The organism is Chryseobacterium oryctis (assembly GCF_025971925.1).
Classification (GTDB): domain Bacteria; phylum Bacteroidota; class Bacteroidia; order Flavobacteriales; family Weeksellaceae; genus Chryseobacterium; species Chryseobacterium oryctis.
In genome coordinates this window covers 361,571-383,973 of sequence record NZ_JAPDHV010000002.1, presented here as the reverse complement: position 1 = coordinate 383,973, position 22,403 = coordinate 361,571, and the positions used below count along the sequence as shown (strand labels likewise).

Here is a 22,403-nt window from a genome sequence, read left to right as displayed (position 1 = left end):
TTTTTTACAGTACAATTCTGTAAATAGGGTATTGCCTGAAAGTTTTATCTTCGAAATAAGGAGAATTCATGTAAACCCAATCAAGCTGAGCATTACCGTCTTCTGCAAACCCCTTTTCGGATAATTTTTTAGCTTCAAATTTTTGTTTTAAATCTTTATCTTTTTTCAATAATTCTGCAGCTGTATCTTCAAAAATATATGCCGAATAATATTCTTTTTGTGATAAAATACCATCAAAGAAATTCCAGTTGAAGAAGGAATCCAACGCTTCCGGTTCCAACGTTTCAATAATATACTTTACCCCTTCCTGATTGGTTGAAACAATATAATCTCCTGTTGAAAAAGTCAGATTTTTATTCAATTTATCAACTTTTGTTTCAAAATGAAGATAATGACCTTCGTAAGGACTTTTAACGGTTTTAAAATCTTTGATTTTATAAGTCTCAACAGCAATTGTACTATCCTTTTGAATCATTTCCATTTGAATCTGATTTCTTTTAAATTCCTCAATTACACGATATTGCGACTGCGGAATTACATAATATTTCGGAATTGTAATATAACCTGTAGGAACTGCTGTTGTAAACAGTTTTATGCTCTTGGTGAAAGGTTTATTTCTGTCATAATACAGTCTTGGTTTCCCGGAAATTTCACTTGGTTTGTACTTTCCTTCAAAACCTTTAAAATCCATCATGGAATATTGTGTAGAATCTATTTTCCATCGAATTCCGTACTGCATTCCTGCCTGATATTGCTTTAAGTTTTCAATTCGAAGCTGTTTTATTTTTTTATAATCTTTGTCTAAATTTTGGAGATTTACGAGCATATATTTGTACGTTGCATCAACTCTTTTGTCATAAGGTTTCAACATGTGTGTTTCAGGAACGGTTCCCAAAGAATTAAATAATGACGTATATCCTGTAGAATATCTGGGTGAATCTTCAAACGATGCGAAACCAACTTCGGGAATATCTCCATGAATATTCACATAAGGTGTACTTTCGTAACCCAATTTCTTTAAATCTTCAAGATTCCTTACCTGATAATCATTGTGGAAATATTCGCCCAAAACATTTCCCAAACGTTCCTTAAAGGTAGAAATGTAAGTAAAAGTATACTGATAATCCGCTCCGTTACTCACATGATTATCGATAAAAACATCAGGTTTCAGCCATTGATAAATTTCCTGAAAACTTCTGGCGTTTTTGGAATCTGCTTTTATAAAATCCCGATTCAAATCATAATTTCTGGCGTTCCCTCTGAAGCCATATTGTTCAGGACCATTCTGGTTGGCTCTTGAAAACGAATTACGATTCAGCATTCCGCTCACATTATACGCTGAAATTGCAGCAACAATAAAATTCTGTGGAGTTTTTATTTTCTTTGTCGCTAAATCTCTCATCATCATCATCGTTGCATCAATTCCGTCCGGTTCTCCCGGATGAATCCCATTGTTGATAAACAAAATAGCCTTTTCTTTTCTTAACTGATTTAAATCTTTTTCAGGGAAAGGATTAAAAACAGCCACATAAATTGGTTTTCCGTTGTCATCTTCACCCTTTTTCAGATATTGAATTGTATTAAAGTTTTTCTCCAAGTTTTGATAATAAACATTCATTTCATCATAGGTAACGGTTTGATTACCATTTCCTTTTTCAAAAGGAGTCTGAAATTGAGTTTGAGCAAAAAACAAAGACGAAGCGAAAGAAAATAAGAGGTATTTCAGTTTCATTGAAGTAATATTTCAAGGTTTAAAATTACTCAAAGTTTGGATACTGATTGCTTATTTTTTAGTATTGAATGGAACGAAGTGGAGTGAAGAATCTATATTATCTAACTTGAGATTCTTCCTTCGTCAGATTGACAAAGTTTGCACTTAATTTTTTCTCTCGCAGATTGTGCAAATGGAGCAGATGGTTAAACCTTTAAATATATTCTTTTTGGTTTATAAAAAAGTTCAAATTGTCTTTGCGCTCATATTATCTGCATTTCTTCCTTTCTCATCAGGATATAAAATTGGAAGCGGTTCGCTTTGCCAAAATTCTTTTGTATTAATATCCATAATTGTTAATGAACCCGTGAAAGCTGCACCTGTATCTAAATTCCAAATATTAGCTTTGTTGATTGGTTCTTTGATTCCTAAATGCAAAGTCGGAGTGTGACCAATGAAAATTTCTTTATATAAAAGCAATCTTTTTGGATATAGTTCCGAATTTTTTGAAAGTTTTTTGTCCATTGCGACAGCAGTTTCCCAAAGTGTCCTGTCCCATCGGTAATTACTGGAATAAACTTCTTTTTCGGGACCATGCATAGACGAATATCCCGCATGAATAAACAAACGGTTTTCTTCATCTACATAGTAGTTTTTCATCCTTTCAAAAAATTCTAAATGAATTTCCAATTCTTCCAAAGAATATCCGGAATAACTATCAACAGTGCTTTTTCCACCATTGAAAAGCCAAACATCAGGAGCGTTTCCGAAAGAAAGCCAATCTTCGGTCCAAGCATCATGATTTCCTTTGATAAAAACACATTCCTGTTCCTCAGAAAGCTCAATTAAGAACTGAATAATTTGGGAAGATTCGCTCCAGCCATCGACATAATCTCCAAGAAAAATTAATCTATCATTTTTCATGACATTTGCTCTTTCCAAAACTTGTTTTAAGGCTTTAAATCCTCCATGTATATCTCCTATCGCTAATGTTCTTTTCATATTTTGGGAATAAATACAAACCATTTACCGTTATTTTCTCCTTGACCTCCAATTTTCATTCTCAATTCCGTATTACAATGTGGACAAGTTTTCTTATAATTCCAAACGCAAATAGCTGGTTTATTATCAATTTTTTTTCTCGTACTCTTAAAAAACAATCTATGGCTATATTAAATTCAAAACTTCTATTACAATTAGGACATACAGCTCTACTCATCTTGAAATATATTTTTTATCCACAAAATCCGTCAGCCAGACATTATTTTCTGAAAGATAAAATACAATTCCGTTTTCAAACATTTTTCCTGTTCTGATAGTCAAAATTTTAGGTTTTCCGTGACGCATTCCAACCTTAGCTGCAGTTTCCTTATCCTGACTCAAATGAACATGTTGACGACTTCTTTTTTCGATTCCTTTTTCTAAAATGGAAGAAATATTAGCTTCTGCCGTTCCATGATAAAGATATTCGGGAGGTTGCTGTGGCTTCAATGCCAAATCTATATCAATCGAATGTCCCTGATTGGCTCTTATTTTCGTTTTATCTTCATTAAAAATAAAACGTTTTTTATCATTGGTTTCCACAACCTCATCGAGTTCTTCCAAAGTGAAATGTATATTATTTTTAGCAGATTTCAATCTTAATTCTTCAATGTTTGCCCAGCCGTTTTCATCTAATATTAAATTGATGGTTTCAGGTTGATGCCGAAGAATCAGACTTAGAAATTTGCTTATTTTTTTCTTTTGTGCTTCGTTCATAATTTGTGTTTTTACATTAATTTCTTTTCCAATTTTTCACACAGTTTTTCAATATCTTCTTTCCTAACCAACTCATTTATCCATTCTTGAGGAATATTTTCAAATCCGTAGTAAATTCCTGCGATACCTCCTGTGATGGCTCCCGTTGTATCGGTATCTTCTCCTAAGTTCACTGCTTTTAAAACCGCTTCCGAATAGCTTTTTGAGTTAAGAAAACACCATAAAGAGGCTTCCAAACTGTGAAGAACATATCCGCTGCTTCTAATTTCATCTTCAGGATAATCTGAAATACTATTCTTTAAAATTTTTTCAAAAAGAGCTATTTCAATTGGGTTAAATCCTTCTTTTTCAGCAAACTTTAATATAATATTTTGCATGTAATTATATGCTTCTTTTTTATCCTTTCCTTTGATAAGCTCAATAGCGAAAATTACATAAATAAAACAAGCAAAAACAGAACGAAAATGAGCATGTGTAATAGATGAAACTTCTTTTACAACAGAATATATTTTATCAATATTTTCTTCATCTTTAAGATAAAAAGATAAGGGAAGAATCCTCATCAAAGAACCATTTCCATTATCTTCTTCAAAAATATTTCCTGAAAATTTGGGGCTTTCTCCTTTTATTAATCTTGCAATAGAATGTCTCGTTGTTCCACCAATATCAAAAAGCTTTCCGTGGGCTGTCCAATGTCCGTATTTTACCCATTTTACAAAACTTTGTCCTATTTTTTCTAAATCATATCCTTTCGTTAATTCATCAGCTAAACAAAGTGTTAATGAACTGTCATCACTCCAGGTTCCTTTTGGTTGATTCCAAGACATATATTCTAAATAATCTGTAACAGGAGATTTTTTTAAATCTTCTCTTTTCTTAAATTCCACTGGAACACCTAAAGCATCTCCAATACAAACCCCAAAAATCCCGGATTTTACAGCATTTTTCATTAGGCTAGATTTACTAATTTATCAAACAGCTGTTTCATTCCCTGAGTAGCCGTTTCTTTCATTACAACCGCTCTTTGCCCGTATCCGAAGCCTGTTTCATTTGGGTTGATAACTATCAAAAGACAATCATCTTTTATATCATGAAGCAATCCCGCCGCAGGATAAACCTGCAAAGAAGTTCCGATTACGATGAAAATATCTGCTTCTTTTGCTAATTTGGTTGCTTGTTTCATCAATGGAACATCTTCTCCGAACCAAACGATAAAAGGGCGAAGTTGCGCTCCATCTTCCGCTTTATCTCCGATATTGATGTCTCCTTTTTGTTCATAAATCAGGTTTTTATTGTTGCAAGAACAAGATTTAAATAGTTCACCATGCAAATGAAGAATATTGGTAGAACCTGCTCTTTCGTGCAAATCATCGATGTTTTGAGTGATAATCTGAACTTCGAAATGTTTTTCCAGTTCTGCTAATAATTTGTGTGCTTCATTGGGCTGAACCTCGTGAAGCTGACGACGTCTCTGGTTATAAAATTCCAAAACCAAAGCTTTGTCTTTTCGCCATCCTTCCGGACTTGCCACATCTGTTATATTATGATTTTCCCAAAGACCGTCTCCGCCTCTGAATGTTTTTATTCCGCTTTCGGCACTTATTCCTGCGCCGGTTAATATGGTTAATTTTTTCATTATTCTGTTTCTGTAATTTATTTTAACGCAAAGTCCGCAAAGTTTTTTGATTAGACTCTCGTTTTTAAGTTAGCAAAGACGTTTCACTCAACAAAGAGTATAAGTTTTTGAAATTATTATCCCAATAATTTTTTATAAATCTCTTCATTTTCATCATCAAAACAAACAAAGATAACTTTCTCAATGTTTTTTGATTTGAAATTTTTTACCTCATCAACGGCTATTTTTGCTGCCTGTTCCTTTGGAAATTTATACACTCCTGTACTGATATTCGGAAAAGCAATTATTTTACTATCAAGACTTTCTGCTAAATTCATTGAATTTCGATAGCAATTTGCCAGAAGTTTTGAGTTTTTTTCTTCGTCTCCGTTCCAAATTGGTCCAACAGTGTGAATGACATATTTTGCAGGGAGATTTCCGGCTGTTGTTACTACCGCTTCTCCTGTTTTACATTTTCCTTGTCGATTTCTTATTTCCTGACATTCTTCCAAAACCTGCTTTCCTCCTGCACGATGAATCGCACCATCAACTCCTCCACCTCCAAGTAAAGATGAATTTGCTGCATTAACTATTGCATCAGCTTCAATCTTAGTGATATCACTTTTTATTAATTCAATTTTCATAAAATTTGCTATTTTTCCAACTTTCAACATTATTTATCCAATCGGGAATTGTTTCTTTGTCACAACATAAAATAGTAATTCCTCCGACCATAGCACAAGTTGTATCTCTATCTCCTAAAGCTGAAACTGTATTCCAAAGACATTCTTCTAAACTTTTTCTGTATCTCGAAAGCATCCAGATTACAATTGGAACAGTGTCTTGAGCTGTCATTTTTGTGCCATTTCCAAGAGTTTTTACCAACAACTCAATACTTGGATTTCCATCCAAATACATTGCCTTATTCAATTTACTTTTCATATCAGAATCATCCAATTCATTTTGGATGACTTGAATATAATCCTGTTTATTCAATTGTATCAATCCTAATTTTTCCTGAATTACAAAAGCTGCTGCCAAAGCTATTGCTTTCGTTCCTTCAATGGCTTCTTTATTAGCATGAGTAACTTCGCATGAAAGCTCTGCATTTCTTTTAAGCTGAACTAAATCATCATAAAAATATGCTCCAATTACAGCTGCTCTCATTGCTCCTCCATTTCCCATTGAACCTTGTCCTTCAAATTTTGAATAGGAAATTTCTTTCCAACTCTCCTCATTTTTTACAGCTCTAAAATATTGATGCATTGATGGTCCGTAACCTCTGTTAATATCTAAATAATAATTTTTTGTAAACTCTTCTGCTAAAAAATCTTGATTTATTTCTCCGAATTTTTCCAACGATTTAAAAACAGCAATCGCCATAATCGTATCATCCGTAAAGTCCAGTGAGCTTTCAGGAATAATTCTTTGATGAATATAGGTTTTAATCAATCTTTCTTCTGCAAAAAAGCTCTCTCCAAATGCATCACCAATAGAAACTCCTGTTAAAGATTTTGAGGCAAGAAGTAGTCTATCCATTTTCATTTTATTTCTTCAAAAGGTGTTATCATTTCCTCTTTCTTTGTAAGAATAGCAAAAACAACTCTTTTAAATTTGTTTTTATACTTTCCGTGAAGATGTTTTTTGAAAAGCTCTGCAATTTCTTTTGGGTCATTCTTGAAAACTCCACATCCCCAAGCTCCTAAAATTAAGGTTTCGTTACCTTGATGTAAAGCTAAAGCCAACATTTTATCGGTTCTTACATCCATCGCTCCAAAAATTTCACCTTCTCTTTGCGGTTCTTGACGTTTTACGACTCCTGCATTCACTGCCGGAGAAGTAATAAAATTACATAAAACAGGTTTCGATAACAATTCTCCTTTATCTTTTCTGAAAACCGGAACTTTCGGGCTATAAATCATCATATCTGTATAAAAACAAGACGTCATTGCTCGATGTGTTTCGTAATATTCCCAACCCTGAAGCAAAGTCTCATACAAGCCTGAAGTTCTCGCCAAACTTTCTTCCTGAGCTTCTGCCCCATTGATAAAACCTCCTCCCGGATTTTTTGCAGAAGCAAAATTCAGACACATGATTTTTTCCTGATTTTCTTCTTCTGCTAATTGTAAAATAGCTTTCACAGAACTGCATTTCCAGACTTCAAATTTAGTTTCAAAGTTTGTATTGGGAAGTTCTTTTTCTTTCATTTCAGAAAGTTGTTCTGATGAAAATAAAACTGTCCCTTTTTTGCTATTTTCGAGTTCGTTTTCTATACTTATTCTTTCATTTTGTTCGTTTATATAATATTTTCTGGCTAAGATTTCTAAAGTATCTTTTGCCATACCTTTATTTGTCATCGTGAGTTTTTTTATGTTTAATAATAAATCTTCTAGTTCAGTATTTACTGGTTTTTTAAAGTCTTTCCCTATAAATACTTTTATCACTTCAATATTCCCGACAATTGCCTGATTAAATGTTTCTAATTCTTCCGAAGGAATCCACAGTTCATTATGATTTTTTGCTCCAACATTTTGTACTTGATATCGATTAATAACTTCTTCCAATACCTCAAATTTGGTAACAAATCCGAGATAGTTTCCAAATTCATCTCTTGTATTCCATTTTTCGGCAATTTCTGAAGCATAATCTTCATCCAAGACTGGATAAAATATAGGTTGCCATTCTAATCTGGGAGGAAATTTTTTGTAATTACTTTCTATAATTAACACCATCTCCTTTTCGCCTACCGGTCTGTAAAGTGTTGTTGTTTTCATCATTTTCTATTCAAAATCATAGACATAGACATCAATATTGTTTTTCAATAATGTCTCAAAAATTATATTCTCTATCTCTTCCCATTTTCCTCCTGCCAAACCACATCCTATTCTTGGCATATGAATACTTGCGTTTATTTTTAGTGCTTCATCAGCCAATTTTTCCAAACATTTTTCAACCGCTTCATATCTAATTGGCGGAACTTTTGTGTGGGTTGTAATTTTATGTTGGGCAATCATATTGCAAACCCAAATATCATTTTCAACGGAAACCAGTTGAATTTCTCCAAGATTAAAATTTTCTCCTTTTTTAAACCAATTTCTATATTCGCTTTCGGGATTTTTCCATCTTTTGGAAATTGCTAATACAAAACCTTTTCCCCATCCTCCAACATCATTACAGATATGAGTAATAATTTTATTTCCGTAAACTTTTGGAGCTGTTGCATCTCCTTTTAAGTAGTGTATTGTTTTCATTTCTTTTTTAATAAATTCTTTTAAAATCTTTTGAATATGGAGAATAAGAACCGTAGACAGCATCAAATTTTATTCTGAGTTTTTCCATTTTAAATTCTTCTTCAACCTGATCTAAACATGTTACAACAAGATTCTTTTTTTCTGCAAATACATAAGCATCATCCAACTGCAAAGCATAATTCAATAAATTATAATCCAAATCTCCGAAACGCAAATCCTTTTGAAATTCATTAAAAGTACAGGTTTCTTCTTCATTATTTTTTAGTTCTAAAGGCTTTTCATTACTCATCCAACCATTTCCATGACGTGTAGAATAAGTTCTTGTAACGTAAAATAACTCTATGTCTTCTATATTTAACAATTGGCAAACTTCATAAGCATTTTTTGAAGTTGTCTTAGCATACGTCACGTTAGGAAAAACACCATGATCCATATCAAGCAAAATACCCTGACTTCCTTCAAATATAAGATTATCAAACGATTTCAGATAATTATATCCTTCTATTTTCCATTCTATTTGGTCTATTGCCTCTAAGAAATAGTTGAGTTCTTCTTCAATTTCAGTTCCATCAACGATGCCGTAATAATTGGCTATTCCTTTTAGTTTTTCTATCAGCATTGGTCTTGGAGCAATTAAATCAACCGCAAATAGTTTATAGGGAGTTTCGTTCCTTTTCATTGTAGCTCCTACTCCTTTCCCACACGTTCCGTGCTCTATATTTTTTGTGTTTTTTCTGTTATACCAAACATCAAAAGGTGTTGTAACCTTTGCTAGCGGATGTATATGTAAATCAATATTTCCATTTTTCTTTTTTAATTCTTTGAGTTCGTTCCATAAAAAAGTAGGATGAATGGTACAATGTTCTGTAAAATAAGAAGGTAAACCTCTCAACGCTCCACTTGCAAAGCTCGAATGAACGTGTTTTCTATCATCAATCATCACAGTATGTGCAGCCTGTTGGCCTCCCGAAAACCTAATAACTACAGACTCAGGATTTTGTTGAGCCAAAAAATCTGTAGTGATACCTTTTCCCTCATCACCAAAACCTAAGCCTATAATTATTTGTGCTGTTTTCATTTTTTAAAGCATTTGAATATTATTTAATCCTTTCCAATCATTTGTTTCGGAAATTTCATTTTTAAATTTTCTGCAAACCACATTTTTAATTACTGTTGGAACATCGCGATAGTCTTCAATTGACAGGCAATTCTGTCCCAATAAATCTTTCCAGCCTTTGTTTGCTTGAATCGCCTGGTCAGAATGTAAAACACTGATATGATAAACGTCGTATCGTTTTTTTACAGCTTCCAATAATTCTGTGTGTGTATACGTTTGCTGTCCTGTATCCATAATTTCTCTAATAGCTGAAGCAGGAAGCACTTTCAAACAAGGTTCATCTCCAATGGTAAATAACAATCCTTTTTGGTTTCTTTTTTCCCAAGCATCGGTTTTAGTATGAAAAGCAGCAAAATACCAAGCCAAAAGATAACTTTCTCCGGTATTTCCCCCTCCTCCCGACTCTATATAAGTACGGGTAAGCCACATATCCAATTCTGCATCTCCAGATTCAAATTGCCCTACTTGTAAAGGATAATTATCGCATTCATGGTCACCAATTCCTAAAAATAAAAGAGCTGTATCAGGAACTCCTTCCTGAATAATTCCTCCCATTAATTTTGGCAAGCCTTCTTTGATGAGTTCATGAGGTATATGTCCCATACTTCCTGTTACATCCAATCCTAAAATTACAGGAAACGAATTGGGATGAACAGATGAATCTCTGGCTTCTCTGAAAGATATTCCTTTAGGATTCATGGATTCGTGAGCCATTCTCTTGGCATTCTGAGTGAAAATTTCACTGGCACTTTTATAAGCGTAGCCTTCTCTTCTTGCTCTGTCATATCGAGCGTCTATATCGTATCTTGTACTTCCCATAACTAAATTTTTTTACCAAATAAATACTCAAATCTTTTTCTTGTTACTTCTAGTTGAATATTTAAGTTCCTGATTGTTAATGATAATTCTATGTCTTTCTGAACAAATGTCTCCGAGTTGAAATCTGCAAATGTTAAACTGTTTTTGTCTAATGGGCTGATATCTATTAAACCTTCCTGCTCTCTTTCAAGCCTTTTGATTTTCAATTGTATATCCTCCACAACACGTTTGTAAATCAATTCTGCATCTTCTCCTATCGTTTGTGCACGGTCTTCTCTTATTTGATCATTATTTCTTTTTAATGCATCAATAAATCTGGGTTTTATTTCTTCTTCCATATTTTATTTTTATTTGTGTTGTTTTTACGCTAATTAAAAATTGCATAGTTTCTCAATAATTTACAGCAAATTATTTTAGACTTAAATTTCTTCTAAAGAGTGATAGAACATGAATTCAATTAACATCATTTGAACTATCATTGCGTTATTTTTACACAAATTTAAGTGAATATAATTTTATTAAGCAAATTTATTTGTGTTAAATTTACACTAATAAATATAAATAATTGATTTTCAGATACAAAAATTATAATCCATTTATTTTATTTCAAAATAAAATCCTTGCTCTTCAAGTTCTTTGTATTTCTCCTGATTAAAAGTAAATAGCTTTCCTGGTCTTCCACTTCCTTCTTTTTTCACATTATTTGTTTCATTAAGAAGTCCGTAACTCATTATTTTTTTCCGGAAATTTCTACGGTCAATTTCTTGTCCTACAATAGTTTTATAAAGATTCTCAAGATCTGAGAAAGGAAATTCATCATTAAGAAGATTAAAACCAATTGGTTGGTATTGAATTTTTGTACGAAGTCTTTTCAGCGCAATATCAATAATATTTTGATGGTCAAAAGCCAATTTAGGAAGCTTATTGACACTAAACCATTTTGCATCATCCGCGTCAGAATCAGCAAAAAGTTCATGATAAGAAGGATTCACAAGCCCCAAATAAGCTACAGAAACCACCCTATTTCTTGGATCTCTCCCCACATTACCAAAAGTATATAGTTGTTCTAAAAAATCGGGCTTTATACCTGCTTCTTCATATAATTCTCTTCTTACAGCTTCCTCAAGATTTTCATCATCCAACACAAGTCCTCCAGGAAGAGCCCAACCTCCTTTAAATGGTTCGATATTCCTTTTTATTAAAAGAATTTGAAGGTCTTTTTTATCAAAATATCCGAAAATAACTGCGTCTACAGCCACTTTTATATCCTGTAATTTTTTTGGAGAATCCATTATATTATTTTGCGTTATGAATACACAAAATTACAACATAGATTCTATTAAAAAAAACTATTTAATTCATAAACACAAAAAAACCGGTAAAATTACCGGTTTTGTATATATTAATCGTTTAGTTTTAAAACTGCCATGAAAGCCGATTGTGGTACTTCTACTCTACCAATCTGCTTCATTTTTTTCTTACCTTCTTTCTGTTTCTCAAGAAGTTTTCTTTTTCTTGAAATATCTCCTCCGTAACATTTCGCAGTAACGTCCTTTCTTAAAGCTTTAATAGTTTCTCTGGCAATAATTTTCGCTCCTAAAGCAGCTTGTACTGCGATATCAAACTGTTGTCTTGGAATAAGTTCTCTCAGTTTCTCGCACATTTTTTTACCTATAGAATAGGCATTAGAATCATGAATTAATGAAGATAAAGCATCTACCATATCACCATTAATCAGGATATCCATTTTCACCAATTTTGATGCTCTAAAACCTATCGGATGATAATCAAACGATGCATATCCTTTAGAAATAGATTTCAGTCTGTCATAGAAATCGAAAACAACTTCTGCCAAAGGCATATTGAAAATAAGTTCTACTCTATCTGAAGTTAAATAACTTTGATTTACAATTTCTCCTCTTTTTTCAATACAAAGGGTCATTACCGGTCCTACAAAATCAGATTTTGTAATGATAGAAGCCTTGATATAAGGTTCTTCCACACGATCCATTGTCATAGGATCCATCATTTCTGATGGGTTATTGATAAGAATCGGGACTTCAGGTTCCTTTTTAGTATACCCGTGATATGATACGTTAGGAACTGTTGTAATAACGTTCATGTTAAATTCTCTATCCAAACGTTCCTGAACAATCTCCATATGAAGCATTCCCAAGAATCCGCAACGGAATCCAAAACCAAGAGCAGCTGAACTTTCCGGTTCGAAAACTAAAGAAGCATCATTAAGTCTTAATTTTTCCAAAGAAAACCTCAATTCTTCAAAATCTTCAGAATCAATAGGATAAATACCTGCAAAAACCATTGGTTTTACTTCTTCAAAACCTTCAATTGGTGCTTCAGCAGGATTTTCAGTTGTCGTAATAGTATCTCCTACTTTTACTTCTCGAGCATCTTTAATTCCGGAAATGATATATCCTACATCTCCTGTTAAAATCTCTTTTTTAGGAGCTTGTTTCAATTTTAAAGTTCCAACTTCATCAGCTTCATAAGTTTTACCTGTTGCCATGAATTTCACTTTCTCTCCTTTTTTAATGCTTCCATTTACAACTTTGAAGTAGGCTTCAATTCCTCTGAAAGGATTGTAAACAGAATCAAAAATCAAAGCTTGAAGAGGAGCATCTGGTTCACCAACCGGAGCAGGAATTCTTTCCACAATTTGCTCTAATAAATTGTGAACACCCTCTCCTGTTTTCCCTGAAACTCTTAATACATCTTCGTATTCACAGCCGATCAAATTCATGATTTCATCGGTTACTTCTTCAGGATTTGCAGAAGGAAGGTCAATTTTATTTAAAATTGGAATAATTGTCAAATCATTTTCCAAAGCTAAATACAGATTACTAATCGTCTGTGCCTGAATACTTTGCGCAGCATCCACAATAAGAAGAGCACCTTCACAAGCAGCAATAGAACGAGAGACTTCATAAGAAAAATCTACGTGTCCCGGTGTGTCAATTAGGTTTAAAATATATTTTTCTCCTTTGTATTCATAATCCATCTGGATAGCGTGAGATTTAATGGTAATCCCGCGTTCTTTCTCCAAATCCATATCATCCAGCGTCTGAGCCTGTAATTCTCTTTGAGAAACTGTATTGGTATACTCCAAAAGACGATCTGCCAAAGTACTTTTACCGTGGTCAATATGAGCGATTATGCAAAAATTTCGTATGTTTTTCATTTAAGAACTATGTAATTTGCAAAGATAAAAAAATGTGAGAGATATTGTCATTCTTATTTTAAGTCTGTATAAGTTTATTTTAATCTAATCAATCATAAATTAAACGACTCTCACAAAATAATTGTAAGAGTCGTCCAACATTAAAAAAATAAACTATTATGGGTTTTGTCTAGGTTTTGAAGCATTTGGTTTCCCATGAGGTTTTCTTTCGTTCATTTTATCTCTCATCATGCCTTCTGATTGAAATAATTTCAAAACTTTCTGACAAGGAATTACCTGCTGCATTTTATCAGCATATTTTTTTCTGTTATCTAATAATTTCTGGCCAACATCAAAGCTTTGTTGTAATTTAACCTTAGCTTCTTCATCAGATAATGTTTCAGGATTAAAATTGGAATTAAACTGACTTTTAATTTGTTTTTGATTTTCCAAATATTCATTATAAAGTTGAGTAAACTCATCTTTATCCTTTGGGTCAACATTAAGATTATCCATCACCATATTGTTCCTAAATCTGGTAAGAAGTTCTTTTCTTTCTTCTGGAGAAAGGTTGTTTATTACTTCTTTTCTTTGTTTAGGATCCATCTTTTTCCAATCATAATCTGACCTTTGGGCATTTAAACCAAAACCATAAATAATTAAAAATGTAAATAATATCTTTTTCATCTTTCTTTATTAATTGTATAAATCCAAATAAACATCTTGGGTTGAATTACTTGCCAACTCTGCAATTTCAGAGTTTGAGAAAGAATCCAGATACTCATTCATTTGAATTTCATTTTGTTTTGAAACAGTTTTTACTGTTTGATTATTTGTTTTAGTTTTAATTTTCTCTTCAATGTTACTTTTTGTATCAAAAGTTTCTTTACTTTTCTGATTATCAGCTATTTGATTATTTTCAATAGAATTCAAATCAGATTTTAAAGTTTCATAAGCAATTTCGCTTTCCGTTTTTGGCTCTTGACTGTTCAAAGCATAGGTCCCTTGCATATTTCCTGTATTTGCTGAACTACCATCAGAGTTGTAAACAAAAACTACTCCAAAAATCAAAGCCAATGATGCAGCTACAGCATAAGCCCAGCTCAATTTAAATATAGGAGCTTTTTTCTTTGCTTTCACATCATTCATTACTCTTTCCTGAATATTTTCAAACAAATTATCAGGAACCTTGTAAATATTTTTACGTTCAAGTTTTTCTAGGTCGAACTCTTTCATTTCTAAGTCTTTCAAAAATTATCTTTCGTAATTTTCTTTTAAATATTCTTCAATTTTCTGTTTAGCATAATGATAATTTGTCTTTAAAGTTCCTACCGACATATCAACAATTTTAGATATTTCTTCGTAAGGTAAATCATCATAATACCGCATCATAAATACCAGTTTCTGCTTTTCGGGCAGGCTTTGTATAGCATTCTGTAACAAGATTTGTATTTCTTCGGCATCTTCTTCCGTATTATCTGCGACAAGATTCTGCATATAATATTCCGGATCTTCGTCAGTTTTTTGCATTTTCTTCAGCTTATTTATCTGTTGCAATGCTTCATTGGTTGCAATTCTGTACAACCAAGTATACAATTGACTATCATTTTTAAACTGGTGAAAATTCTGATAAGCTTTTATAAATGTTTCCTGCAAAGTATCCTGAGCAAGATCTCCATCAACAATAATGCGTCTGATGTGCCAATACAATCTACTCTGATAAGCATCCATCAACGCGCGAACTCCTTTTTCCTGAGTACGTGGGTTTTGCATCAACGAAATAATTTCCGTGTCCTTAATCTTCATAAGATGCTTTCAATGTTTTGGATTACAAAAATATCTAAAAGTTAAATTACTTATTCAATTTTTAGTCCAAATATTAAAAATAATATCAATAAGTTACGTTATACAACCTAAACTTTGTACAATGAAGAAATTAAAAAATTACTAGTCCTCATATCCTTTAAACTCAACACAAAGCCTTATATTTGTTATATGCAAATTGTAATTATTGGCTCTGGAAATGTAGCCTATCATATCACAAAAGCTTTCGTTTTTAATAAAATTCCATTAGTTCAAATTTTTGGAAGAAACGAAAAAGAATTAAGTAAAATTTCTGAAGAATTAAATATCCCATTTTCATCAGAAAAACTGGAAGACGCAGATTTGTACATCATTTGTGTAAGTGATAATTCTGTGGAAGAAATCTCTAAACTGATTTCTAAAAAAAATTGTCTAGTTGCTCATACTTCCGGTTCGCTTCCAAAAGAAATTTTGGTAGGGGAGTACAGAAAATCAAGTTTTTATCCTTTACAGACATTTTCAAAATCTAAAGAATTAGAATATAAAAAAATTCCTTTTTTCATAGAAACTGAAAATGAAGAAGATAAAAAGATACTTTTTGAGATAGCTTCAAAAGTATCGGAAAATGTAATGGAAAGTACTCACGAAAAGAGAAAATACATTCACCTTACTGCAGTTTTTGCTTGTAATTTTGTAAATCATCTTTTTTCAAGAGCTAAAGAAATTTCAGATTCACAGGAAATCCCTTTTGATTATTTTTTACCATTAATTGACGAAACTGTTCAAAAAATTCATGAAATTGAGCCCAAATCAGCTCAAACAGGTCCTGCAGTAAGAAATGATAAAAGAGTTCTGGAATTACATGAACAATTATTAAAAGACGAAAGTCTTGAAATTTATAAGGTAATGAATCATTCTATTCAAAAAATGTATGAGTTATAAAGAAAAATTAAAAGATATTAAAGCATTTGTATTCGATGTAGACGGAGTTTTCACAGACGGAAGTGTTTATCTACTTCCGGAAGGAAATATGTGCAGAGTAATGAATGTTTTAGATGGGTATGCTGTCGTTAAAGCTCTGAAAAATAATTATTTAATCGGAGTAATAACAGGCGGAAACGATGAAATGGTAAAACATAGAATAAATTATCTCGGAATTAAAGATTATTATGCCAAATCTCATGATAAGTTATCCGATTTTGAAGATTTTAAAAAGAAATATAATCTTAAAAATGAGGAAATTTTAACGATGGGAGACGATTTGCCAGATATTCATATCATGGAAAATTCGGCAATTGCAGCGTGTCCTGAAAACGCAGTTCCCGAAGTAAAAGGTATTGCTGATTATATTTCTCCTAAAAAGGGTGGAAGTGGGGCAGTACGTGATGTAATTGAGCAGGTAATGAAAATTCAGGGGAATTGGCATGATGACAACACCCAATCAATTTAATTAATTGAAAATGAAATTATTACTAGCATCACAATCTCCCAGAAGAAAAGAATTACTATCAAGTCTAGGATTTGATTTTGAAATTGTAAAAATCGATTGTGAAGAAATTGTTCCAGAAAACATAAAAGTAGGAGAGGCTGCCGCTTATTTGTCTGAATTGAAGGCCAATGCTTTTAGAGAATTATTTAATGATGAAGTTTTATTAACAGCTGATACAGTTGTAGCAATTGACAATCAGTTTCTTGGAAAACCTAAAGATGAAGATGATGCAAAAAAAATGCTGAAAATTTTATCAGGAAAAACTCATCAGGTTTATACAGGAATTACCATAAAAACAATAAATAAAACTTTTACGGAAACAGATGTTGCCAACGTAGAATTTGATGAAATAACAGATGACGAAATAGAATATTATATTCAAAATTACAAACCTTTTGACAAAGCAGGAAGCTACGGCATCCAAGAATGGCTCGGAATGGCAAAAATAAAAAGGGTAGAAGGTAGTTTTTATACCATTATGGGACTTCCCACTCATTTGGTCTACAAAATTTTGAAAAAGATTTAAATATTTCCAATATAAAATTTTATTATTTTTACAAAATCATCAAACTTTCTATAATAAAAAGTAGATTAGTGAGTTATATTGAATAAATGAAAAAGAATATATTATTCCTTTTAACAACTTGTATCGTTATCTCTTGTGGAACAAAAGTGAAGAAGCCAGAGCAACGATCAAAGTTCATGAAAGGTTTTTCCACATATTACAACACTCTATTTAATGCAAAAGATGCATTGAATAGTGAATTTGATACCAGAGATAAAGCGCATAAAGATAATTTTTATGCTCCTTACATCCCAATTCTTACCTATGAAGATCAGCCATTGGGAAGTGATCTTGGTCAATCTGCTGCTTTTGCCGAAAATTCGATGAAAATGGCAGAAATTAACAGAGCTCCTACTAATAATGGTAGAAATTCTGTGCCAACACGTCCTGGTGAAGAAAACTCTATGGTTGGTAATATCCTCGGAAGAGGAGGAAAAAATCAAACAGAACAGACAGAGACAAAAGGTGCAACCGCACTGGAAATTGCAGAAGCAAAAGCTCTGAAAGCTATTAAAAAATATTCTGTAATCAGAAACGGTGAAGAAAAAAACAAGAAAATTTTTGATGCTTATATGATTCTTGCTCAGTCAAGAATTTATAGAGGAAAATCTTTGGAAGCATTAGATGCCTTGAACTACGTTTTCACGCATATGAAAGACGATAAAAGACTTCCTTTGGCAAGAGTTTATCAAGGTTTAGCATATTCTCAACTTAAAGATTATCATAAAGCACACGAAACTTTTGCTAAGCTTAAAGATGAAAAAATAAGTAAAAACTATGATAAATTATTAAGTATTTATCATGCTGAATCTCTTTTGGATGATAACAGAAAAGAAGAAGCTGTAAAAGAGCTTGATCGTGCTTTTGAACTGAATAGCAATAGAAAATTGAAGAGTAGAATTGCTTATTTAAGAGGTCAGGTTTTACAAAATTTAGGGCAAAGTGAAAGAGCCAGAGAAAGTTTTGTGGCTGCTTATAAATATGCCAATGATTTTGAATTTGAAGTAAAATCTCAGATAGAAGTTGCAAAAACATTTAATGGGAAGGGAGACTATGAAGGAGCAAAAAAATATCTTGAAAATATAAGTGAAAAAGGAACTTATGGTTCCAGAAAAAATGAATTTTACTACGCTTTAGGTTTAATGGCTAATAAAGCAGGTAAAAAAGATGAAGCACAACAGTTTTTCAGAAAATCATTAACAGAAAAAGTATCAGATCCACAGGTTCGTGGTTTGGCATATTATGAAATAGGTAATCATTATCTTGGTAATAATGACTATATCGGAGCTGGAAGTTATTATGATTCTGCATTGGCTGTAATGACCTATGAACCTTCAAAAGTTCTTTTAAAAGATCAATCGGAAAATATCAAAAAGATTTCCAAGAACTATTATTTAATAAAGAAAAACGATAGTATTTTATCTTTAGCAAAGATGAGTCCTGAGCAAAAAACCGATTTTTTCTCAAAACATATTGCTAAATTAAAAGCTAAAGAAGAAAAAGAAGAACTGGAAAGAAAACGTGCTGAAAGAGCAAAAGGTTTTGATACAGGAGATTACGGTGCCAATTCAATCTTTGCAAACAGTTCAAATTCTTTTGAGGATTTCGGAGTAGCGACAAAAGGCTTCTATTTCAGTAATGTAGGAACCGTAAGTAAAGGAACTTCTTCATTTAAACAAGTTTGGGGAGACAGAGCACTAGTTGATAACTGGCGTTTCTCTAAAAAAATGGCTTCTATTGAAGATATGAAAAATGAAGCGCTGGGACAGACTTCCGCTCCAAACCCAAGACGTTTTGAAACCGCTTATTATATCGAACAAATACCAACCGATGCAGGAAAATTATCTCAATTGAAAAAAGATAGAGATACAGCATCTTTGGGATTAGGTATTATGTATCAGAATTATTTTACCAATACTTCTTTAGCTACAAAAACTTTATATGATTTGGTAGATGTAAAACCTGAAGAAAAGGTAATGTTACAGGCTCTTTACGAGATTTTTGCAATGAATTATGAGAAAAATCCTCAAGCTTCAGAAAGAGCAAAACAAATCTTATTAAATGATTATCCTTACTCTTCCTATGCTGAATTTGCGAGAAACCCTAAAAACACTTCGTTCGTAAAATCTTCAGAAGAAGTAGAAAGTGAATATAAACGAGCTTATGCATTGTTTGAAGCTGAAAAGTTTTCAGAAAGTAAAGATATTATTGAGCAAACAATTCAAAAGTTTCCAAAAGATGCTCTTGTACCCAAATTATCACTTTTAAATGCATTTAATGCAGGAAAATCGAGTGGGAAAGAGGTAATGATTCTACAGCTGGAACAAATTGCTCTTAATTATTCTAAAACACCTGAAGGTATAAAAGCAAAAGAAATGCTTAATTATCTGAAAAGTGATTTGAGCTTCCAATCGACTGATGATAAAGGAAATGTTATTCCACAAAGACCAGGTGAAAATAATGTGGTTCAGTCACAACCATCATCTCCTGTTCAGAATAATAACATTATTCCTGATAACAAAAATCTTCAAAATAATAAATTACAGCAGCCTGTTCAAAATAATAACAACCTGCTTTTAGATGAAATTAATACGACTCAGCAAGTACCTGTTCAGCAAAATAAAAAGCAGCAACAAAAACAACAGACCCAAAATTCTGTTCCTCAAAGACCACAAGAAAAATAATCAAAAATAAAAAGCGAAGAAATTAATCTTCGCTTTTCTTTTTCTTTACACCATGGAAATCTTTAAGATAAAATGGTTCGAAATATGCAATATCTTCAAACTCTTTTTTATCTATTTTCTCCAATGTTTTCTTGATTAAATATTGTGCAGAAGGGTAGACGTTTTCATTGTAATCAGCATTGGGAAGCTGTAATATTTCCTTAGCTTTTTTAGCCCCATCTCCTACAAATACTATTTTTTTATCTTTGAATTCTTCAAAAGAAGTTTCATCTAAAATTTTTGCTTCCGTACCTGATATTTCATTTCCTGTTTTACCATCATAAACAGCCGTATAGACCTCCATTCGCCTTGCATCAATCAAAGGTACTATATAATCATAGTTTTGCCCTAAAAAAGGCTCTATCATCGTTTCTAAAGAATTAACAGCAACCAAAGGAACTTTCAGACCATAACAAAACCCTTTAGCCGAAGAAGAACCAATCCTTAAACCTGTATAAGAACCCGGCCCTTTTCCTAAAGATATCGCTTCAATATCTTTTAGTGAAATTCCTGCTCCTTCCAAAGCCCATTCTACAAAAGTGTGAAGACTTTCTGATTGTTTATAGTTTTCAGAAACTTCCTCCGTCAGACAAAGCAATTTTTCATTATCTGAAATAGCAACCGAACAGTTTTTTGAAGATGTTTCTAGATATAAAATTTTCATTTTTTAATTTTAAGTTTGCAAAATGCATTGTAAATTTCTGCAAATTTATGGCTTTATTTCTACACTTTGACGACTCCAAAGTTTCCAAACCAATTTCTCCTTCTTCCAGATTTCGAGCAGAGAAAGTATGATTTCAAAATCATTGTTTTTGTAAGTACCAGAAACGTTTATTTTTCTTCGTACAGAATATATATTTTTATGTTTTCTGATATCAGAAATTTCAATTTGTTTGATGTCTTTATAAGTAACCTTTTTTGAATTAAAATCTTCTTTAAAATCCCCAAGATTTTGAACCCAACCATTTGAATGACCAAAAGAAACATCCGAACATAAAATATCAACTATTCTTTCATCATTATCTTTCATAAATTGGTCCAAAAGCTGAATACTTTCAGTTAATTTTGGTTCAGTTAAAGAAATCTTTGTTGTTTGAGAATTCCAAAAACTTAAGAAAAAGAAAAAAATTAATGATAAAAATCTTCTCATTCTATTATTTTCTGTAAATAGTTCTTGGTTCGGCTTGAGCTGTAGGATAAATCGTCATATCCGAAATACAAACATGTTTTGGCGCATTTACACAATATGCAATAGAATCTGCAATATCTTCAGCTTTTAAGGCTTCATAACCTGCATAAACAGTCGATGCTTTTTCACTGTCACCTTTAAATCTTACTAAAGAAAAATCGGTTTCTACAGCTCCGGGTTGAATATTAGTTACTTTAATCCCAAATTCCGTTAATTCAAGTCTCATTCCTTCGGAAATCACATCTACAGCTTTTTTGGTAGCACAATATACAACTCCATTTACATAAGTTTGCCTTGCAGCTACAGAACTTATATTCACAATATGTCCTGATTTTCTTTCTTTCATTCTAGGAATAATCATTTTAGAAACGTATAAAAGTCCTTTTACATTTCCATCAATCATAGAATCCCAATCATCAGTTTTTCCTGCGGAAAGAGGATCTAAACCATGTGCATTTCCTGCATTATTAATTAAAACATCAATATTTTTCCATTCTTCAGGAAGCGAATTGATAGCATTTTCAACTTCTTCCAAATTCCTTACATCAAATTTTAAACTAAAAATTTCGGTATAAGCAGAAAGTTCAGTTTTCAGAGACTCTAAAATCTCACTTCTTCTTCCACAGATAATAATTCTATTTCCTTGTTTTGCAAGTAATTCTGCTGTGGATTTTCCAATTCCGGAAGTGGCTCCGGTTACCAATATTGTTTTCATAAAAAATGTAAATTTTTAGTGTAAAAATCTAAGAATATAACAATTGCTGCATTGATAAATTATTATATTTTTCAGTTAGCATCAAATGCTGTAAAAGCATCTTCTATATGCTCTATATTTAGATTTCCTTTTTGATCAGGAAGCACAGAAATAATATCAAATCTTACTTCTTTATCTTTATTAAACTCTTCCAAATAATGATTCGCAGCAGAAATAATCAACTTTATTTTAGATTTTGTAACAGCTTCTTGAGGTAGCATAAAAACGTCAGTAGAACGGGCTTTTACTTCAATAATAATGATTTGATTTTCTTTCTCGGCAATAATATCAATTTCTGCTTTCTGAAAACGATAATTTCTTATCAAGATTTTATAGCCATTTTTAATCAAAAATTCAACAGCCAAATCTTCTGCTTTTTTCCCGAAATCGTTGTGAGTTGCCATTTTTTATATCAAAATAATTGATAGTTT

General features: G+C 32.2%; 25 protein-coding genes. 4 read left to right on the top strand and 21 right to left on the bottom strand.

What is annotated here, in order from left to right; genetic code table 11:
- Nucleotides 1-4 precede the first annotated feature (4 nt).
- The 17 genes from OH806_RS05555 to OH806_RS05475 all read right to left on the bottom strand — a co-directional run bounded on the left by OH806_RS05555 (nt 5) and on the right by OH806_RS05475 (nt 15,255).
- The gene (locus OH806_RS05555; RefSeq protein WP_264742680.1) at nt 5-1,732 is read right to left on the bottom strand and encodes a M14 family metallopeptidase; all 1,728 of its coding nucleotides are present in this window, start codon (nt 1,730-1,732) and stop codon (nt 5-7) included.
- A gap of 225 nt (nt 1,733-1,957) precedes the next feature.
- A complete protein-coding gene (locus OH806_RS05550; protein WP_264742679.1) occupies nt 1,958-2,713 on the bottom strand; it encodes a metallophosphoesterase in 756 nt (251 codons plus the stop codon).
- A gap of 213 nt (nt 2,714-2,926) precedes the next feature.
- Nucleotides 2,927-3,469: an RNA 2'-phosphotransferase gene (locus tag OH806_RS05545; RefSeq protein WP_264742678.1), complete on the bottom strand. Its 543-nt coding sequence runs from the start codon at nt 3,467-3,469 to the stop codon at nt 2,927-2,929.
- A gap of 11 nt (nt 3,470-3,480) precedes the next feature.
- Nucleotides 3,481-4,419 carry an ADP-ribosylglycohydrolase family protein gene (locus OH806_RS05540; protein ID WP_264742677.1) on the bottom strand — a complete coding sequence of 313 codons (939 nt, stop codon included), beginning with the start codon at nt 4,417-4,419 and terminating at the stop codon, nt 3,481-3,483.
- The gene (locus tag OH806_RS05535; protein ID WP_264742676.1) at nt 4,419-5,105 is read right to left on the bottom strand and encodes an SIR2 family NAD-dependent protein deacylase; all 687 of its coding nucleotides are present in this window, start codon (nt 5,103-5,105) and stop codon (nt 4,419-4,421) included. The genes OH806_RS05540 and OH806_RS05535 overlap by 1 nt, the downstream gene beginning before the upstream one ends.
- 116 nt (nt 5,106-5,221) lie before the next feature.
- On the bottom strand, nt 5,222-5,728 hold the full coding sequence (locus OH806_RS05530; protein WP_264742675.1) for an O-acetyl-ADP-ribose deacetylase: 507 nt from the start codon (nt 5,726-5,728) through the stop codon (nt 5,222-5,224).
- Nucleotides 5,718-6,623 carry an ADP-ribosylglycohydrolase family protein gene (locus tag OH806_RS05525; protein ID WP_264742674.1) on the bottom strand — a complete coding sequence of 302 codons (906 nt, stop codon included), beginning with the start codon at nt 6,621-6,623 and terminating at the stop codon, nt 5,718-5,720. The genes OH806_RS05530 and OH806_RS05525 overlap by 11 nt, the downstream gene beginning before the upstream one ends.
- A 2-nt stretch (nt 6,624-6,625) precedes the next feature.
- Nucleotides 6,626-7,858 carry a TIGR02452 family protein gene (locus tag OH806_RS05520; RefSeq protein ID WP_264742673.1) on the bottom strand — a complete coding sequence of 411 codons (1,233 nt, stop codon included), beginning with the start codon at nt 7,856-7,858 and terminating at the stop codon, nt 6,626-6,628.
- 6 nt (nt 7,859-7,864) lie between these two features.
- Entirely contained in the window at nt 7,865-8,335 is a 471-nt protein-coding gene (locus OH806_RS05515; protein ID WP_264742672.1) for a macro domain-containing protein, read from the bottom strand.
- Between the two features lie 7 nt (nt 8,336-8,342).
- Nucleotides 8,343-9,413: an adenylosuccinate synthetase gene (locus OH806_RS05510; protein WP_264742671.1), complete on the bottom strand. Its 1,071-nt coding sequence runs from the start codon at nt 9,411-9,413 to the stop codon at nt 8,343-8,345.
- Nucleotides 9,414-9,416: 3 nt separating this feature from the next.
- Nucleotides 9,417-10,271 carry a hypothetical protein gene (locus tag OH806_RS05505; RefSeq protein WP_264742670.1) on the bottom strand — a complete coding sequence of 285 codons (855 nt, stop codon included), beginning with the start codon at nt 10,269-10,271 and terminating at the stop codon, nt 9,417-9,419.
- Nucleotides 10,272-10,273: 2 nt separating this feature from the next.
- Nucleotides 10,274-10,609 carry a hypothetical protein gene (locus OH806_RS05500; protein ID WP_264742669.1) on the bottom strand — a complete coding sequence of 112 codons (336 nt, stop codon included), beginning with the start codon at nt 10,607-10,609 and terminating at the stop codon, nt 10,274-10,276.
- Nucleotides 10,610-10,867: 258 nt separating this feature from the next.
- Nucleotides 10,868-11,563: an NUDIX hydrolase gene (locus OH806_RS05495; protein ID WP_264742668.1), complete on the bottom strand. Its 696-nt coding sequence runs from the start codon at nt 11,561-11,563 to the stop codon at nt 10,868-10,870.
- A 110-nt stretch (nt 11,564-11,673) separates the two neighbouring features.
- On the bottom strand, nt 11,674-13,470 hold the full coding sequence (lepA, locus tag OH806_RS05490; protein WP_264742667.1) for a translation elongation factor 4: 1,797 nt from the start codon (nt 13,468-13,470) through the stop codon (nt 11,674-11,676).
- A gap of 156 nt (nt 13,471-13,626) precedes the next feature.
- Entirely contained in the window at nt 13,627-14,136 is a 510-nt protein-coding gene (locus tag OH806_RS05485) for a hypothetical protein (protein WP_264742666.1), read from the bottom strand.
- Between the two features lie 9 nt (nt 14,137-14,145).
- Nucleotides 14,146-14,685, bottom strand: a complete 540-nt coding sequence (locus tag OH806_RS05480) for a hypothetical protein (protein ID WP_264742665.1) — start codon at nt 14,683-14,685, stop codon at nt 14,146-14,148.
- An 18-nt stretch (nt 14,686-14,703) separates the two neighbouring features.
- On the bottom strand, nt 14,704-15,255 hold the full coding sequence (locus tag OH806_RS05475) for an RNA polymerase sigma factor (protein WP_264742664.1): 552 nt from the start codon (nt 15,253-15,255) through the stop codon (nt 14,704-14,706).
- A gap of 189 nt (nt 15,256-15,444) precedes the next feature.
- On the opposite strand from OH806_RS05475, the gene OH806_RS05470 reads away from it, so the two are divergent.
- The 4 genes from OH806_RS05470 (at nt 15,445) to porW (ending at nt 19,990) form a co-directional block, all read left to right on the top strand.
- Complete coding sequence (locus tag OH806_RS05470; protein ID WP_264742663.1) at nt 15,445-16,194, top strand: Rossmann-like and DUF2520 domain-containing protein; 750 nt, start codon at nt 15,445-15,447, stop codon at nt 16,192-16,194.
- Entirely contained in the window at nt 16,184-16,702 is a 519-nt protein-coding gene (locus OH806_RS05465; RefSeq protein ID WP_264742662.1) for a KdsC family phosphatase, read from the top strand. Before OH806_RS05470 ends, OH806_RS05465 begins: the two co-directional genes overlap by 11 nt.
- Before the next feature lie 10 nt (nt 16,703-16,712).
- Nucleotides 16,713-17,267 carry a Maf family protein gene (locus OH806_RS05460; protein ID WP_264742661.1) on the top strand — a complete coding sequence of 185 codons (555 nt, stop codon included), beginning with the start codon at nt 16,713-16,715 and terminating at the stop codon, nt 17,265-17,267.
- Nucleotides 17,268-17,353: 86 nt separating this feature from the next.
- Complete coding sequence (porW, locus tag OH806_RS05455) at nt 17,354-19,990, top strand: type IX secretion system periplasmic lipoprotein PorW/SprE (RefSeq protein WP_264742660.1); 2,637 nt, start codon at nt 17,354-17,356, stop codon at nt 19,988-19,990.
- Nucleotides 19,991-20,012: 22 nt separating this feature from the next.
- Here the strand turns inward: porW and tsaB are convergent, their stop codons facing one another.
- From tsaB to OH806_RS05435, 4 genes are all read right to left on the bottom strand, one after another.
- Nucleotides 20,013-20,693 carry a tRNA (adenosine(37)-N6)-threonylcarbamoyltransferase complex dimerization subunit type 1 TsaB gene (gene tsaB, locus OH806_RS05450; protein WP_264742659.1) on the bottom strand — a complete coding sequence of 227 codons (681 nt, stop codon included), beginning with the start codon at nt 20,691-20,693 and terminating at the stop codon, nt 20,013-20,015.
- Between the two features lie 45 nt (nt 20,694-20,738).
- Nucleotides 20,739-21,179 carry a hypothetical protein gene (locus OH806_RS05445; protein ID WP_264742658.1) on the bottom strand — a complete coding sequence of 147 codons (441 nt, stop codon included), beginning with the start codon at nt 21,177-21,179 and terminating at the stop codon, nt 20,739-20,741.
- Nucleotides 21,180-21,183: 4 nt separating this feature from the next.
- Entirely contained in the window at nt 21,184-21,933 is a 750-nt protein-coding gene (locus tag OH806_RS05440; protein WP_264742657.1) for an SDR family NAD(P)-dependent oxidoreductase, read from the bottom strand.
- Between the two features lie 71 nt (nt 21,934-22,004).
- Complete coding sequence (locus tag OH806_RS05435) at nt 22,005-22,376, bottom strand: YraN family protein (RefSeq protein WP_264742656.1); 372 nt, start codon at nt 22,374-22,376, stop codon at nt 22,005-22,007.
- Nucleotides 22,377-22,403: the final 27 nt, after the last annotated feature.

What these genes read in the sequence shown, in the direction of transcription:
- OH806_RS05520 (WP_264742673.1), bottom strand. Translation starts at nt 7,858, where the DNA reads ATGAAAACAACAACACTTTACAGACCGGTAGGCGAAAAGGAGATGGTG.
- OH806_RS05445 (WP_264742658.1), bottom strand. Translation starts at nt 21,179, where the DNA reads ATGAGAAGATTTTTATCATTAATTTTTTTCTTTTTCTTAAGTTTTTGG.
- porW (WP_264742660.1), top strand. Translation starts at nt 17,354, where the DNA reads ATGAAAAAGAATATATTATTCCTTTTAACAACTTGTATCGTTATCTCT.
- OH806_RS05530 (WP_264742675.1), bottom strand. Translation starts at nt 5,728, where the DNA reads ATGAAAATTGAATTAATAAAAAGTGATATCACTAAGATTGAAGCTGAT.
- tsaB (WP_264742659.1), bottom strand. Translation starts at nt 20,693, where the DNA reads ATGAAAATTTTATATCTAGAAACATCTTCAAAAAACTGTTCGGTTGCT.
- OH806_RS05525 (WP_264742674.1), bottom strand. Translation starts at nt 6,623, where the DNA reads ATGGATAGACTACTTCTTGCCTCAAAATCTTTAACAGGAGTTTCTATT.
- OH806_RS05505 (WP_264742670.1), bottom strand. Translation starts at nt 10,271, where the DNA reads ATGGGAAGTACAAGATACGATATAGACGCTCGATATGACAGAGCAAGA.
- OH806_RS05465 (WP_264742662.1), top strand. Translation starts at nt 16,184, where the DNA reads ATGAGTTATAAAGAAAAATTAAAAGATATTAAAGCATTTGTATTCGAT.
- OH806_RS05480 (WP_264742665.1), bottom strand. Translation starts at nt 14,685, where the DNA reads ATGAAAGAGTTCGACCTAGAAAAACTTGAACGTAAAAATATTTACAAG.
- OH806_RS05550 (WP_264742679.1), bottom strand. Translation starts at nt 2,713, where the DNA reads ATGAAAAGAACATTAGCGATAGGAGATATACATGGAGGATTTAAAGCC.
- OH806_RS05495 (WP_264742668.1), bottom strand. Translation starts at nt 11,563, where the DNA reads ATGGATTCTCCAAAAAAATTACAGGATATAAAAGTGGCTGTAGACGCA.
- OH806_RS05500 (WP_264742669.1), bottom strand. Translation starts at nt 10,609, where the DNA reads ATGGAAGAAGAAATAAAACCCAGATTTATTGATGCATTAAAAAGAAAT.
- OH806_RS05510 (WP_264742671.1), bottom strand. Translation starts at nt 9,413, where the DNA reads ATGAAAACAGCACAAATAATTATAGGCTTAGGTTTTGGTGATGAGGGA.
- OH806_RS05435 (WP_264742656.1), bottom strand. Translation starts at nt 22,376, where the DNA reads ATGGCAACTCACAACGATTTCGGGAAAAAAGCAGAAGATTTGGCTGTT.
- OH806_RS05535 (WP_264742676.1), bottom strand. Translation starts at nt 5,105, where the DNA reads ATGAAAAAATTAACCATATTAACCGGCGCAGGAATAAGTGCCGAAAGC.
- OH806_RS05555 (WP_264742680.1), bottom strand. Translation starts at nt 1,732, where the DNA reads ATGAAACTGAAATACCTCTTATTTTCTTTCGCTTCGTCTTTGTTTTTT.
- OH806_RS05460 (WP_264742661.1), top strand. Translation starts at nt 16,713, where the DNA reads ATGAAATTATTACTAGCATCACAATCTCCCAGAAGAAAAGAATTACTA.
- OH806_RS05545 (WP_264742678.1), bottom strand. Translation starts at nt 3,469, where the DNA reads ATGAACGAAGCACAAAAGAAAAAAATAAGCAAATTTCTAAGTCTGATT.
- OH806_RS05515 (WP_264742672.1), bottom strand. Translation starts at nt 8,335, where the DNA reads ATGAAAACAATACACTACTTAAAAGGAGATGCAACAGCTCCAAAAGTT.
- OH806_RS05470 (WP_264742663.1), top strand. Translation starts at nt 15,445, where the DNA reads ATGCAAATTGTAATTATTGGCTCTGGAAATGTAGCCTATCATATCACA.
- OH806_RS05440 (WP_264742657.1), bottom strand. Translation starts at nt 21,933, where the DNA reads ATGAAAACAATATTGGTAACCGGAGCCACTTCCGGAATTGGAAAATCC.
- OH806_RS05475 (WP_264742664.1), bottom strand. Translation starts at nt 15,255, where the DNA reads ATGAAGATTAAGGACACGGAAATTATTTCGTTGATGCAAAACCCACGT.
- lepA (WP_264742667.1), bottom strand. Translation starts at nt 13,470, where the DNA reads ATGAAAAACATACGAAATTTTTGCATAATCGCTCATATTGACCACGGT.
- OH806_RS05485 (WP_264742666.1), bottom strand. Translation starts at nt 14,136, where the DNA reads ATGAAAAAGATATTATTTACATTTTTAATTATTTATGGTTTTGGTTTA.
- OH806_RS05540 (WP_264742677.1), bottom strand. Translation starts at nt 4,419, where the DNA reads ATGAAAAATGCTGTAAAATCCGGGATTTTTGGGGTTTGTATTGGAGAT.